This window comes from Candidatus Aalborgicola defluviihabitans (genome assembly GCF_016705985.1).
Lineage (GTDB): Bacteria > Pseudomonadota > Gammaproteobacteria > Burkholderiales > Burkholderiaceae_C > Allorhodoferax > Allorhodoferax defluviihabitans.
This window is the reverse complement of sequence record NZ_JADJKN010000016.1, coordinates 1-13,177: the sequence shown is the minus strand read 5'-3', so window position 1 is coordinate 13,177 and position 13,177 is coordinate 1. Positions and strand designations below refer to the sequence as shown.

Sequence of the window (13,177 nt, the reverse complement as noted above, 5' to 3'; positions counted from 1 at the left end):
GCACATCGCCAATGAAGTTCAGGCGGGGAGATTGCCCGGAAGGCGATTGCACGAAGCGATCCACCACTTGCTGCAACTGGTTGCAGATGGCGCGGCCATCACCCGATCGGGTCACCTGGTTGACGACCAAGTTGATCTGGTCACGGCTTTGCTGCGACCACAGCACCTTGATGGTGGCGTAGGCATCGGTCATCGAGGTGGGTTCGGGCGTGGCCACCACCAGTACCTCATGAGCCAAGGACACGGCATAGAGCACCACGTCAGAAATGCCCGCACCGGTGTCAATCAGCAGCACGTCAAAGCGCGGCTTGACGGCTTCCATGATGCTGTGCAGTTGGTCACGCACCTCAGGGGTCAGTCGGGAGTATTTTCCAACCAAGCCTGAGCCAGCCAGCAAGACCGAGAAGCCGCCCGGCGCGGGCAAGATGGCCTCTTCCAACTCGGCTTGCCGTGAACACATCGCAGGGTGATCTTGGGATGAAGGTTGAGCACCACGTCCAGGTTGGCCAAGCCGAGGTCGGCATCCAGCACGAGTACTTTGAGGCCCTGTCGGGTCAAGGCAGCTGCCAGGTTGGCGCTGACGAAAGTTTTACCGACACCACCCTTGCCGCTGGTGATCGCCACCGTGCGAGCCAACCTCGTGGTACTGGGCGTGGTGCTGGATGGGGTAGATGTTGCAGATGTGGACATGGAGGCCATCATTCCGTGGTGTTGGGTTCAGGTTGAGTCAAGCCAGCAAACAGCAGGCCCTTCTCTTCAGCGCTCACCACGGTGAGCGGTGGCATTTCCAGACAAGTCTGGTTACGGCCATTGGCCTTGGCTTTATAAAGTTGCTGGTCAGCCCGTTCGGTCCACAAGACCGCTGATGAGCGAACCCACTGTGGGGCAAAGGCGCCTCCTAGGCTGATCGTGACCGACAAGGTCTCTCCACCGATGATGGCCACATCCTTGGTCGCCACTTTTTTGCGAATCCGCTCCGCCACAGTCTGACCAAAAGCCGGCGGGCAATTGGGCAAGATGATGGCAAATTCTTCTCCGCCTACCCGTGCCACGGTGTCCATGGGACGCACGCAGTCTTGCAAGGCCCCAGCCACCGCCTTGATGACCTCGTCGCCCGCAGCATGGCCGTGGGTGTCGTTGACCTTTTTAAAGTGGTCAATGTCCAGCACCAGCAGCAAAGCGGGCTCGCCGTTACGGGCAACCCGGTCCACTTCTCGGTTGATGGCGGCTTCGAACTGGCGGCGGTTGGCCAGGCCAGTCAAAGCGTCCCGGCTGGAGACGTCACACAAACCGTCCAAGATGGCTTGCAACCACTCGGTTGTGCCAGGTTGGGCAGCGGCGGGCGCCACCCAGCCAGCTTGGCTGAGCAGATTGAGGGCCACCTCCAGGCGCAACCCCCTCAGAGGCTGCGTCCTGAACGGGTTCTGAATGAGGATGCATGGAGGCGATGATGGACTCCACTGAGGTGAACTGATCCATGACCAAGTCTAGCAGGACGCCTGTTGGCAAAGGCCGGATATGAGGGGCTTTACCCCAGGAAATCCAAGCGCAACAACACCTTGGCAACAGGCATCCTGTGATGAGCGGATGGACTCAAGACCACCCGGGGATGACCGATATCCCAATGGGCGCCTATCTCAGTCACCCGTGTTGGCTTTTTACATTGTGATTTCAAATGGCTATTTCCATGGCGGACACCACCTCTCAGACCGTTGACCGGGAGTTCAATTTCTCGGACCGCGACTTCGAGCGCGTGCGCAAGCTCATCTACGGGCGGGCCGGCATCAGCCTGAACGATGGCAAACATGCCATGGTTTACAGCCGCCTGTCACGGCGCCTGCGTGAGACAGGCCACCAGTCTTTTGATGCCTATTTGCAATGGTTGGAAAACGTCACGGGCCCTCAAGGGGACCAGGAATGGCAAGAATTCACGAATTGCCTGACCACCAACCTGACCTCCTTCTTCCGCGAAGAGCACCACTTTCACACCCTGGCCGAGCACCTGAAAAAGCGTGGCGCACAGCCAACCCGGATCTGGTGCTGTGCCTCATCCACCGGTGAAGAGCCCTATTCGCTGGCCATCACTGCCGCGGAAAACCTGGGCCTTCACGCCCCGGTCAAGATCATTGCCAGTGACATTGACACCAACGTGCTGGCGACCGCCTCACGTGGCGTCTATGACGCCAACACCCGAGGCCTGGATGCCCAGCGCTTGCGCACTTTCTTTTTGCGCGGCAAAGGCAATAACTCAGGCTCCATCCGAGTCAAGCCAGAGCTGGCCCGCATGGTCGAGTTCCGCCCCTTCAATTTGATGCAGACGCAATGGCAATTGGGCGAGCCCTTTGACATCGTGTTTTGCCGCAACGTGATGATCTATTTCGATGCCCCCACGCAGCGCAAGGTGCTGGAGCGCATTCACAAAGTCATGAAACCCCAGGGCATGTTGTTTGTGGGGCATTCCGAGAATTTCACAGAGTCGCGCGACCTCTTCCAGCTACGCGGGAAGACGGTTTACGACCGGGTTTGAATAAGCCAGGAGACAAGGGACAGACATGATCAGCACCTCCTCTTTGAGCACCGCCCGCCCCGCAGGGGGCTTGGCCGCTAGCGCACTGGCAGGCTCCCCAACGGGCGGGATCTTGGCCAGCTCTGGCTTGAACGCCCGCCGTGACCGGCTGGAGCGTTTGAAGGTCCGCATCCCGAAACCGGGTGAGGCCTCGTTCTTCTTTTACGACGCGCACTTTCAGGCTGAAGCTGTGAAGGTGCTGCCCGGTGAGTACTTCGTATTCAACGAAGACGTGTTGATCATGACCACGCTGGGCTCGTGCATTGCCACCTGCCTGTGGGACCGCCAAGCCAAGATTGGCGGCATGAACCACTTCATGCTGCCCGACAACGGTGGCGGCGCCAGTGATTCCGGCCGCTACGGCTCGTACGCGATGGAATTGCTGATCAACGAAATGCTCAAGATGGGCGCATCGCGCATGACGCTGGAAGCCAAGGTATTTGGTGGCGGCGCAGTGATCAGCGGCATGAACAGCATCAACGTGGGCGAGCGCAATACCGCCTTCGTGATGGAGTACCTCAAAACCGAACGCATCCCAGTTGTATCGAAGGATGTGCTGGAAATCTACCCACGCAAAGTGTGTTTCTTCCCGCATAGCGGCAAAGCCATGGTCAAGCGCCTGGCCCCGACCAATCCGGACGCCATCGTTCAGCAAGAACGCATCGCCGCACAAAAGGTGGCGCCGGCTTCGACGGGTGGCGGTTCCATCGATTTGTTCTGATTATTAAGGAGAGACACCATGGCCAAAACACGCGTGATCGTGGTGGACGATTCAGCACTGGTTCGCAGCATGCTGACAGAGATCATCAACCGACAGCCGGACATGGAATGCATTGCCGCAGCGGCGGACCCCCTGGTCGCCCGCGAGATGATTCGCAACATGAACCCGGACGTCATCACCTTGGACGTAGAAATGCCCCGCATGGATGGCATCGACTTCTTATCCAAGCTGATGCGCCTGCGCCCGATGCCGGTGGTGATGGTGTCCACACTGACCGAGCGCGGCGCCGATGTCACGTTGAAGGCGCTCGAATTGGGTGCCATCGACTTTGTCGCCAAACCCAAAATTGGCGTGGCCGATGGCTTGCGCCAACTGGCCGATGACATCACCGACAAGATCCGGATTGCATCCAAAGCACGTATCAATCGCTTGCATGCGCCTGCGCCAAACGCGGCAACAGCCACGGCGCCCGGTGCCCCTGCCGTCAAACCCACTGGCGGGGCCACGATGGGCCGCCTGTCGACAGAAAAGCTGGTGTTCATTGGTGCCTCCACGGGTGGCACCGAAGCCACCAAGGAAGTGTTGATGGCCTTGCCTGCGGACTTCCCTGGCGTGGTGATCACACAGCACATGCCACCCGGCTTCACCCGCAACTACGCGGCGCGCCTGGACAGCCTGTGCAAGATCAGCGTCAAAGAAGCGCAAGACGGCGAGCGGATTTTGCCGGGGCATGCCTACATTGCCCCAGGTGGTTTGCACTTGAGTGTGGAACGATCAGGCGCCAACTACATCGCCCGTGTGCAAGATGGCGAGCCCGTGAACCGCCACAAGCCCAGCGTGGAGGTGCTGTTCAAATCAGCCGCACGTGTGGTGGGCCCCAACGCCCTGGGCATCATGCTGACAGGCATGGGCGCCGACGGTGCCAAGGCCATGCGCGAAATGCGTGATGCGGGCGCCTACTGCGTGGCCCAAGACGAAGCCAGCTGCGTCGTGTTTGGCATGCCGCGTGAAGCGATTGCTGCGGGCGCCGTTCAAGAGGTCCTGCCTTTGAACAAGATCGCCAACCACGTGGTGGATCATCTGCGCGCCACCGTGGGCCAGGCACTCAGCCGCGTTTGAGTTTTCAGGGGCGGCCCACAAACAGCATCAAGGTCGGCCCCACACCGGGGCTGGTCGCCACCGCTGTGTACACCGGCCCAAAGGCCGTATCGGCCCCAAGATACAGACTCAAGCCCTTGCGTTTGGCACCGTGCCAAACGTCTTGAGGGCGATCCCAGGCATTGCCCACTTCAACGCTGGCGCCCACAAACACGCCACGCGTCAAAGCCAGGTCTGTCACCCGAATCTGATAGCCCAGCCTGACCAGAGCCAATTGCGCGCCACTGACTTGGAATGGCGTGTAGCCCGACAGTTGCTGAAAGCCACCCAAGCCCCAACGCGGGACCTGACGTTGCACACCGTCAGACAAGGCCAGAATGCCCGTACCCTTGCAGGGTGTGGGTTCCCCACGATCGCGCAAACTGCCCTTGCAAGTCCATGTACCGCATTTCGCCATCACGGGCATAGCCGGTCTGCACGTCATCACGAGACAAGCTCTTGCCTTGCATCCAACGCCCTTCCAGGCGCCAGCCACCTGTTGGGAAGTACGCATGGTCCAACTGATCAAACACCATGCGCACGCGCCAGCCTTGCTCCCGCCAACGACGGCTGCCGGACAGCGCCTGGGATTGGGCTGAGATCAATGTAGGGTCATCACGCCACGACTCATCGATCCAACCCAGACGCCATTCACCCAGCTCACGCCAGTTCACACCGGCTTCTAAAGCGCCTCCGGTTGAACTGCGGTCGATGCTGGCACTGAGCGCACCATTGGGGTCCTCAAAGTATGACAAGGTGCGCCGCTGCGTCACGGCCGATGCGGCAATGAACCCGCTGAGCCCATCTGGCAAACGCCACTCCATCGGGCGATACCACTCCGTGCCAAGTGCAGGGGACGTTCCCAAACGCAAAAAATTGCGCCACTCACTGCCGTGTGAATCCAGCCAATGGCGGTTGTGCACCAGCTTCAAATTGAACGCACTGCGGCCCTGGTTGTCGGCACTGAAGTCCAAGCCCATTTGCAGGTAATCCGGCCCCCAGGGCTTGTCTTCCAGGTCAAAAACCAAGCCCTCCCCTGCGGGTGTACGAACAAGGCGGTAATCGGTGCGTTGATAGTCACCCGTGGCGGCCAACACCGTGATGTCTCGTTCAGCCTTGGCCAAATCAAACACGTCACCCGGCTGACTGGACAAGACATCCGATCGAACCTGCGGTTGCGTCAATTTGGAGCCTTCAAAATTCACGAAGGCCAAGGGGGCTGGCGTGGCCTCACGCTGCTTGCGCAGCGCTTTCCAAGCCTCGTACTCAGTCTCACTGAGCTTGAGGTCTTGCATGCGCAGCACCAAGGCTTCTGCCTGCAACTCACCACGCAGCATGAACTCGCGAGCCTTGTCGAAATCCGCCGCCGTCAGGCCATCCAACTCTGGCGCAATCAACACATCATCCGCATGCATCAAGCGCAGACTTTGCTGCACGTTTTGCTCAGTCAGGATGTTGATCATCTGACTGGTCACGCCTGTGAGCGAATTCAATGTCTCACGCTTGGACAAAGGCGTGCCGATGTTGACCACGATCAGGCGCTGCGCCCCCATCGACCTGGCCACATCCACTGGCGTGTTGTTGACCAGACCACCATCGCCCAGGATACGGCCGTTGACCTCCAAGGGAGAAAACACCCCCGGCACCGACATGCTCGATCGCAGTGCCGTGGCCAAATCGCCATCGTGCATGATCACGGCTTGGCCAGACTCCATGTCGGTGGACACGGCGCGAAACGGCGTGGGCAACTGATCAAAATCTTTGACCTGACGGGCCGACAAGGTCAGGCGCCGCAAATGCGCCTCCAGGCCACGACTGGATACCGAACCCAGGGGTGCCCTCAAACCATCCGCTCCGATACCGATTTCAATCAGAGGTGAGACCTCAAAGTCTTGCTCTTTGCGGCGCTGAGACAAATCGCGCCGATCCACCCGGGTGGCGAACACATTGTTCCAGTCCAGCTTGAGGACTTCGGCCTCGACATCCTGGGCGGACAGGCCACTGGCATACAAGCCCCCCACGATCGCACCCATGGAGGTGCCAGCAACCACATCCACCGGAATGCGTTCACGTTCCAGCACTTTGAGCACCCCGACGTGGGCCAGTCCTCGGGCCCCACCACCTGACAGAACCAATCCGATTTTGGGCCGTGCTTGGGCATGACTCGCGCCTGACCCACCGAGTGCACAGGCCAACAACACTCCAGACAACAGGAATCGGGACACGGGATTCATCTGAACATTGTGCCTGCTCAAAGTCCCCTTCCAGGGACAACGCGCAGCGTCACGAAACTTGATTTGAATCAGGATGTGCCTGCAGCTTTAGGAGTCAGATAGCACTTAATTAGACCGCTGGAGCACAACGATGCAAGCTTTGAAAGACTTCCTGACCACTGACTACGGCCTGATGAGCTTGGCTGGCCTTGCCTTCATGTTCGCCATGCTGGGTTACATCGCTCGTTTCGTAGCGCGTCACGTCAAGGAAGACACCGAAGCCCATGAGCGCGAACTGCGAGCCAAAGCCAAGGCTTGAATCCCCTTCGCCCATGAAAAAAGCCTCCCATCGGGAGGCTTTTTCGTTAGCGCTTTGGCACGCTGGGCGAAAGCGGCTTTCGCCGCTTTCTGATGAGCATTACATGCCCATGCCGCCCATACCACCCATGCCGCCCATGTCAGGCATACCGGCAGGAGCGTCGTCCTTAGGCGATTCCGAGATCATGCACTCGGTGGTCAGCATCAGCGAAGACACCGAAGCGGCGTTTTGCAGAGCTGTACGGGTCACCTTGGTTGGATCCAGGATGCCCATTTCGATCATGTCGCCGTAGGTGTCGTTGGCAGCGTTGAAGCCGTAGGTGCCCGAACCGCTCAGCACGGCGTTCACAACAACCGAAGGCTCGCCACCGGCGTTGCCCACGATTTCGCGCAGAGGGGCTTCGATGGCCTTGAGCACCAGCTTGATGCCAGCGTCTTGGTCAGCGTTGTCACCCTTGATGGTGCCAGCAGCTTGCTTGGCACGCAGCAGAGCCACGCCACCGCCAGGAACCACGCCTTCTTCCACAGCAGCGCGAGTAGCGTGCAGGGCGTCTTCAACGCGGGCCTTCTTTTCCTTCATTTCGACTTCGGTGGCAGCGCCAACCTTGATCACGGCAACGCCGCCAGCCAACTTGGCCACGCGCTCTTGCATCTTTTCACGATCGTAGTCGCTGGTGGCTTCTTCGATCTGGATGCGGATTTGCTTGACGCGAGCTTCGATGTCAGCAGCTTCACCAGCGCCGTCGATGATGGTGGTGTTTTCCTTGCCCACTTCAACGCGCTTGGCTTGACCCAGGTCAGCCAGAGTGACCTTGTCCAAAGCCATGCCGACTTCTTCAGCGATGACCTTGCCGCCAGTCAGGATGGCGATGTCTTCCAGCATGGCCTTGCGGCGGTCGCCGAAGCCAGGAGCCTTCACAGCCACAACCTTCAGGATGCCGCGGATGGTGTTCACGACCAAAGTAGCCAGGGCTTCGCCGTCGACTTCTTCAGCAATGATCAGCAGTGGGCGGCCAGCCTTGGCAACTTGCTCCAGGGTAGGCAGCAGGTCACGGATGTTGGAGATCTTCTTGTCGTACAGCAGCACGAAAGGGTTGTCCAACAGAGCGGCTTGCTTCTCTGGGTTGTTGATGAAGTAAGGCGACAGGTAGCCGCGGTCGAATTGCATACCTTCGACAACGTCCAGCTCGTTGTTCAGGCTCTTGCCGTCTTCAACGGTGATGACGCCTTCCTTGCCGACCTTGTCCATGGCGTTGGCGATGATTTCGCCGACGTCGGAATCAGAGTTGGCAGAGATGGTGCCAACTTGAGCGATTTCCTTGGAGGTGGTGGTGGGCTTGGATTGCTTCTTCAGCTCGGTGATCAGGGCTGCAACAGCCTTGTCGATACCGCGCTTCAGGTCCATGGGGTTCATGCCAGCGGCCACGTACTTCATGCCTTCGCGCACGATGGCTTGAGCCAGCACGGTAGCAGTGGTGGTGCCGTCACCAGCGTTGTCAGAAGTCTTGGAAGCAACTTCCTTGACCATCTGAGCGCCCATGTTCTGCAGCTTGTCTTTCAGTTCGACTTCCTTGGCCACGGACACACCGTCCTTGGTCACGGTAGGGGCGCCGAACGAGCGCTCCAGAACCACGTTACGGCCCTTAGGGCCCAGGGTCACTTTGACTGCGTTGGCCAGGATGTTCACACCCTCGACCATGCGAGCACGTGCTTCACCGCCGAAGACGACGTCTTTTGCTGCCATTTGTATTCTCCGAATTCAGTATGTAGGGGTTTACTTGTTCACCACAGCGAACAGGTCTTCTTCACGCATCACCAGCAGCTCTTCGCCGTCGACCTTGACGGTCTGGCCAGAGTACTTGCCGAACAGGACGCGGTCACCCACAGCCACGTTCAGGGCGACGAAGTCACCCTTGTCGTTGCGCTTGCCAGGACCGACGGCCAGGATTTCGCCTTGATCAGGCTTTTCAGCGGCGTTGTCGGGGATGATGATGCCCAGGGCGGTCTTGGTTTCGTTTTCCAAACGCTTGACGATCACGCGATCGTGCAGAGGACGCAATTTCATCGTTACTCCTGTCTATAGTGAGACATCGGTTGAACAAAAACAGAAGTAAGCACACGCTCACTTCACTTTTCATAGCGAACCCGATGGTCTAACCGACCGTTCGCACAGCCTTGTTAGCACTCATCAGGATCGAGTGCTAATGATTCTATAAGAGGCTGGCAAAAAATTGCAAGTAATGTGGGTTTGCAGGTACTGCCATCTCGCATCATCAAGTGATATTCGTATCACCACCAATAAACAGACACGCCCCACAGAAATACATTGCATTCAACAGATCACATCCATCTGTTCCGTACAGCCAGCCACGGACAGGGTCGGCAACAAGATCAATGAGACGACGAATGCAAGTACGACAAATTTCGACATGGAGGACTGCTGCCACGGGTGCCGCTTTGGCACTGACAACGGCGGTGGCAGGTGCAGCGACCACACAAGTCGCCCAAGTCACAGCATTGCCCAAAGCGGAAAACGCAGTGCAAACTTCGGCGGGCCGTACCTTTGTATCAACCAACGGTGCACTGTTTGAGATCAAGACCACGGGCGGCATCAAATCAGCCGTCAAGGTGCCAACGCAATTCAGCAATGCGTCAACGACGGCCTGCTTTTTCACCGGGCTGACTGAATACGCCAACACCCTGTACGCGACCTGCGCAGAAAACACCTTGATGCCATCGGCGCCCAAACACTTGCTGGCCATGGACCTGGCCTCCAGCGCGGCGACGATGACGGAGATTGCGGCCCTTCATGACAAGGGCTTCCCCAACAGCCTGGCCTCAGATGGCGCCGGACACCTGTACTACGCCAACACCACCTTGCTCAGTGCTGGTGCCGTTTGGCGCATCACCTTGTCGGGTCGGTTTGCCGTGGCTGAAGAAAAGGAGTTTCACAAATTCCCGTTTTGCACGGCAAACGGGCTGAAGTTTCACAACAAGCAGTTGTACATCGGGGCCAATCCACCCACCTTCGTTGGCCTGTCGCAGGTGCTGCGCTATGACGTCAGCGCCACTGGCCTGAGCAACAAGACTGTGATCTTTGATAGTTGGAACGTGATTGACTACTTTGAACTGGTCAAGGGCGGCATCGTCGCGGCCGAGTATTTGGCCGGCAAGGTGACTCATGTGAGCGAAACAGGGCAAGTCCTGAACACGGCGAAAGGCCATGGCTTCTTCATCCAGGGCATCGTCAATTTCACGAATGACCCCATCCAGATCGACGGGCCCTGCTGGCTGCACAAACTGGCCGGACAACGGTGTCTCTGGAGTCAGCGCACCTTGTTCATACAGCGCCCAGATTTCGGGCCCGTAGTGGCTGGATAGCAAATCGGGCGCAAACCCACCGAAGAAGTCGCGCAGATTGGCCACGTCTCGCAACAACATGCGTTTGGCATGGTTGTTACCGGCTGCGTCAACGGCCTGCGGCAGGTCAATGATGACCGGGCCATCCTGAGCCAACAGGATATTGAACTCAGACAAGTCGCCGTGCACCACGCCAGCACACAACATGCGAACCACTTCGGTCAACAAGGTTGCGTGATGGTCTCGCGCTTCTTGCGCTGTGAAGCAAACATCGTTGAGACGTGGCGCCGCATCGCCTTCGGCATCAGCCACCAACTCCATCAACAACACGCCATTAAACCGCTGACGCGGTGGTTCAACGCAACGAGTATGGCGCGGCTGGGACGGCTTGCGCAAGCTGCCAAATGAGCCGACCTTGATCCCCACGGGCATGTGCCCGGGCGAGATTGAAGGTGACGGCCATGACTCCACTTCGTCAACGCATGCTGGGCGCGATGCAATTGCGCGGCATGGCAGCCAGAACTCAGGAAGCCTACATCGAGGCGGTGGCCCGCCTGGCTCAGTACCACCGATGCAGCCCCGATGCGCTCAACGCCCATCAGGTTCAGGCCTATTTGCTGCACCTGCTCAACGAGCGCAAACTCTCGCGCTCCACCGTCAACCAGTACGGCTGCGCCTTCAGGTTTCTCTACATCCAGGTGCTTGAGCGTGATCGCGGCGTCTTCCAGATCCCTCTGGCCCCTGCCCCGCAACGCCTGCCCGAGATCCTCTCGCGCCAGGAGATCGCTGGCCTGATGGCCGCAGCCAGGCACCCCAAGGCGCGCACCTTCTTCATGCTGGCCTACGGCACAGGCCTGCGCCTGTCCGAGTTGTGCCACCTGCGCGTGGCTGACATCGACAGCCACAGCGACCGCATGTGCATCCGCGTTGAGCAGGGCAAGGGTGGCAAGGATCGCTACGTCCCCATGAGTGCCGACGTGCTGGAGGTCTTGCGCTCATGGTGGCGCCTGGCGCACCCGCAAGAGTGGCTCTTCTTCCGTGCGCAGACCCCCAACCAGCCCCTGAACTGCATCACCCCCCAGCGCTGGTACCAGGCCGCTCGTGCTCAGGCCAGCATCACCAAGCGAGGTGGCATCCACACCCTGCGCCATTGCTACGCCACCCACTTGCTCGAAGCGGGTCTGGACCTCTACAGCTTGCAGCAATGGCTGGGACACAACCACATCACCACCACCACGCGCTACCTGCATCTGGCCAAGCCGGGGGCGCCCGATGGGGCTCGCAGCAACCACCCGCTGGCCTTGCTCAGCGCGCTGCCCTCGCTCACGCCGCACTGATATCTCACCGTGGGCACCACCCTGGCCAAGGTGCTTGAGCACTTCGGCCCTGCCTTTGTTGACCACCACTCGCTCAGCGCCATGCACGAGCGGGTCTGGCGTGCCATCGTCTCGTGCCGCACCCCCGCCCTGGGTGGCCAGCGCATGCGCTGCGATGGCTGTGCCGCCGAGCAGTGGCGCTGGCACTCCTGCCGCAATCGCCATTGCCCCACTTGCCAGAGCCGCGCTCGGGATCAATGGCGCGCAGACCGGGTCTCGGAGTTGCTCAACGTCCCCTACTGTCACCTGGTCTTCACGCTGCCCCATGAGCTCAACGCCTTGGCCGCAGCTCACCCGCGCTGGGTCTATGACACGCTCATGCAGTGCACCGCAGCCACGCTCACCGAGTTCGCGGCCAACCCACGCTGGCTTGGCGGGGTGGGCGCATTCTCTCTGGTGCTGCATACCTGGACGCAGGATCTGCGTCGCCACCTCCACGTGCACGCCCTGATGGCTTGTGGCGCCATGGCGCTCGATGCCGATGGCCAGGGCTCTTGGGTCCACCCCAAACGCTCGCCCACCTTCCTCTTCCCCGTGCAGGCGCTGTCCAAGGTGCTGCGCGGCAAGTTCATGCAGGCCTTGCAGCGCGCCAGCGAATCGGGCGCATTGCCACGCGATCCCGCCGCCACCCCAGATCTGCAGCGCCTACGCACACAGGCCTTGCGCAAACATGAGTGGGTGGTCTACGCCAAGACGCCTTTGGATGGTGCCCCTGCGGTGCTGGAGTACCTGGCCCGCTACACGCACCGAACCGCCATCGGCAATGAGCGCCTGGTGAGTATCAGGAACGGCCACGTGCTCATGCGCGTGCGCGCTGACAGCTCCGGCGGCAAGCGGGTCATGGCCATGCCAGGCACTCAGTTCATCGGCAGGTTCCTGCAGCATGTCTTGCCCCAGGGCTTCAAGCGCATCCGACACTATGGCCTGCTGGCTCCTGCGGCCAAGACCGCGCGCCTGCACATGGCCAGGCAACTGCTGGCCATGCCTGCGGCCAACCCCGCCGCTCGCCAAGACGCTCAGGCCTTCATGCGGCGCGTCGCCGCCATCGAGATCTCCCGCTGCCCTCACTGTCCCACCGGTCGATGGCTGGTCGTCGAGCAACGCGCGGCCACCCCCATGGCACGCAAGGCGCTGGTGCCCACGCCTTGCAGGGGGCCGCCGTGATGGCGCTGCGCACCCCACATCGATCCCCCTGGGCTGCGCCACAGGCACGGCCGCAGCACTCCTGCGCGCCATGGCCATGCAGGCGCCAAATGAGCCTCCATGCGTCCTGCTCAACGGGCTCGATCACGCCAAGCTGCTCATCACACCCGCCCGACCACAGCCCCATGCGCCTGCCGCACCACATCTGGGTTGTCCACCAGCGGACTTGAAACCTATACTGCCCTATACGCCCACCGAGCGGCGGTTCAGTTCAACAGGGTTTATCTGACGCCATGCACCACCGCGCCCCTTGCCCAACGCTGCCGCAGCGTCAGATAAACGC

12 protein-coding genes and 2 pseudogenes are annotated in these 13,177 nt (G+C 60.0%); 6 read left to right on the top strand and 8 right to left on the bottom strand.

Going from position 1 to position 13,177, the window contains the following annotated elements; translation table 11 throughout:
* Together IPI80_RS15130 and IPI80_RS15125 are read right to left on the bottom strand one after the other, a co-directional pair.
* A pseudogene (locus tag IPI80_RS15130) lies at nt 1-702 on the bottom strand (MinD/ParA family protein); the annotation flags it as partial.
* Nucleotides 699-1,382, bottom strand: coding sequence for a GGDEF domain-containing protein (locus IPI80_RS15125; protein WP_413861522.1), 684 nt, complete (start codon nt 1,380-1,382; stop codon nt 699-701). The gene IPI80_RS15125 and the pseudogene IPI80_RS15130, both read right to left, overlap by 4 nt.
* Nucleotides 1,383-1,687: 305 nt before the next feature.
* Between IPI80_RS15125 and IPI80_RS15120 the strand changes: the two genes are divergently transcribed.
* The 3 genes from IPI80_RS15120 to IPI80_RS15110 are packed head-to-tail and all read left to right on the top strand — an operon-like array spanning nt 1,688 to nt 4,406.
* Nucleotides 1,688-2,527, top strand: a complete 840-nt coding sequence (locus IPI80_RS15120; RefSeq protein WP_413861520.1) for a CheR family methyltransferase — start codon at nt 1,688-1,690, stop codon at nt 2,525-2,527.
* Between the two features lie 25 nt (nt 2,528-2,552).
* The gene (gene cheD / locus IPI80_RS15115; protein WP_413861518.1) at nt 2,553-3,287 is read left to right on the top strand and encodes a chemoreceptor glutamine deamidase CheD; all 735 of its coding nucleotides are present in this window, start codon (nt 2,553-2,555) and stop codon (nt 3,285-3,287) included.
* An 18-nt stretch (nt 3,288-3,305) separates the two neighbouring features.
* On the top strand, nt 3,306-4,406 hold the full coding sequence (locus tag IPI80_RS15110) for a protein-glutamate methylesterase/protein-glutamine glutaminase (protein WP_413861516.1): 1,101 nt from the start codon (nt 3,306-3,308) through the stop codon (nt 4,404-4,406).
* A gap of 4 nt (nt 4,407-4,410) precedes the next feature.
* Here IPI80_RS15110 and IPI80_RS15105 read toward each other — a convergent pair whose 3' ends face one another.
* A complete protein-coding gene (locus IPI80_RS15105) occupies nt 4,411-4,743 on the bottom strand; it encodes a hypothetical protein (RefSeq protein WP_413861514.1) in 333 nt (110 codons plus the stop codon).
* Nucleotides 4,744-4,747: 4 nt separating this feature from the next.
* The gene (locus IPI80_RS15100) at nt 4,748-6,658 is read right to left on the bottom strand and encodes a patatin-like phospholipase family protein (RefSeq protein WP_413861512.1); all 1,911 of its coding nucleotides are present in this window, start codon (nt 6,656-6,658) and stop codon (nt 4,748-4,750) included.
* Nucleotides 6,659-6,788: 130 nt separating this feature from the next.
* On the opposite strand from IPI80_RS15100, the gene IPI80_RS15095 reads away from it, so the two are divergent.
* Nucleotides 6,789-6,956: a DUF3149 domain-containing protein gene (locus IPI80_RS15095; protein WP_413861510.1), complete on the top strand. Its 168-nt coding sequence runs from the start codon at nt 6,789-6,791 to the stop codon at nt 6,954-6,956.
* 99 nt (nt 6,957-7,055) lie between these two features.
* Here IPI80_RS15095 and groL read toward each other — a convergent pair whose 3' ends face one another.
* The 4 genes and pseudogenes from groL to IPI80_RS15075 form a co-directional block, all read right to left on the bottom strand.
* Nucleotides 7,056-8,699, bottom strand: a complete 1,644-nt coding sequence (gene groL / locus IPI80_RS15090; protein WP_413861508.1) for a chaperonin GroEL — start codon at nt 8,697-8,699, stop codon at nt 7,056-7,058.
* Nucleotides 8,700-8,729: 30 nt separating this feature from the next.
* Nucleotides 8,730-9,020: a co-chaperone GroES gene (locus IPI80_RS15085; RefSeq protein ID WP_413861506.1), complete on the bottom strand. Its 291-nt coding sequence runs from the start codon at nt 9,018-9,020 to the stop codon at nt 8,730-8,732.
* 208 nt (nt 9,021-9,228) lie between these two features.
* Nucleotides 9,229-9,717: a hypothetical protein gene (locus tag IPI80_RS15080; protein ID WP_413861504.1), complete on the bottom strand. Its 489-nt coding sequence runs from the start codon at nt 9,715-9,717 to the stop codon at nt 9,229-9,231.
* A 442-nt stretch (nt 9,718-10,159) separates the two neighbouring features.
* Nucleotides 10,160-10,651, bottom strand: a pseudogene (locus IPI80_RS15075) (RIO1 family regulatory kinase/ATPase); the annotation flags it as partial.
* Between the two features lie 125 nt (nt 10,652-10,776).
* On the opposite strand from IPI80_RS15075, the gene IPI80_RS15070 reads away from it, so the two are divergent.
* On the top strand, nt 10,777-11,652 hold the full coding sequence (locus IPI80_RS15070; protein WP_413861502.1) for a tyrosine-type recombinase/integrase: 876 nt from the start codon (nt 10,777-10,779) through the stop codon (nt 11,650-11,652).
* A 9-nt stretch (nt 11,653-11,661) separates the two neighbouring features.
* Complete coding sequence (locus tag IPI80_RS15065; protein WP_413861500.1) at nt 11,662-12,855, top strand: IS91 family transposase; 1,194 nt, start codon at nt 11,662-11,664, stop codon at nt 12,853-12,855.
* Nucleotides 12,856-13,177: the final 322 nt, after the last annotated feature.

Excerpts from the sequence above, each read along its gene's own strand:
- IPI80_RS15120 (WP_413861520.1), top strand. The coding sequence starts at position 1,688 with ATGGCGGACACCACCTCTCAGACCGTTGACCGGGAGTTCAATTTCTCG.
- cheD (WP_413861518.1), top strand. The coding sequence starts at position 2,553 with ATGATCAGCACCTCCTCTTTGAGCACCGCCCGCCCCGCAGGGGGCTTG.
- IPI80_RS15110 (WP_413861516.1), top strand. The coding sequence starts at position 3,306 with ATGGCCAAAACACGCGTGATCGTGGTGGACGATTCAGCACTGGTTCGC.
- IPI80_RS15100 (WP_413861512.1), bottom strand. The coding sequence starts at position 6,658 with ATGAATCCCGTGTCCCGATTCCTGTTGTCTGGAGTGTTGTTGGCCTGT.
- IPI80_RS15095 (WP_413861510.1), top strand. The coding sequence starts at position 6,789 with ATGCAAGCTTTGAAAGACTTCCTGACCACTGACTACGGCCTGATGAGC.
- groL (WP_413861508.1), bottom strand. The coding sequence starts at position 8,699 with ATGGCAGCAAAAGACGTCGTCTTCGGCGGTGAAGCACGTGCTCGCATG.
- IPI80_RS15085 (WP_413861506.1), bottom strand. The coding sequence starts at position 9,020 with ATGAAATTGCGTCCTCTGCACGATCGCGTGATCGTCAAGCGTTTGGAA.
- IPI80_RS15080 (WP_413861504.1), bottom strand. The coding sequence starts at position 9,717 with ATGGCCAGCAAGTGTTTGGGCGCCGATGGCATCAAGGTGTTTTCTGCG.
- IPI80_RS15070 (WP_413861502.1), top strand. The coding sequence starts at position 10,777 with ATGACTCCACTTCGTCAACGCATGCTGGGCGCGATGCAATTGCGCGGC.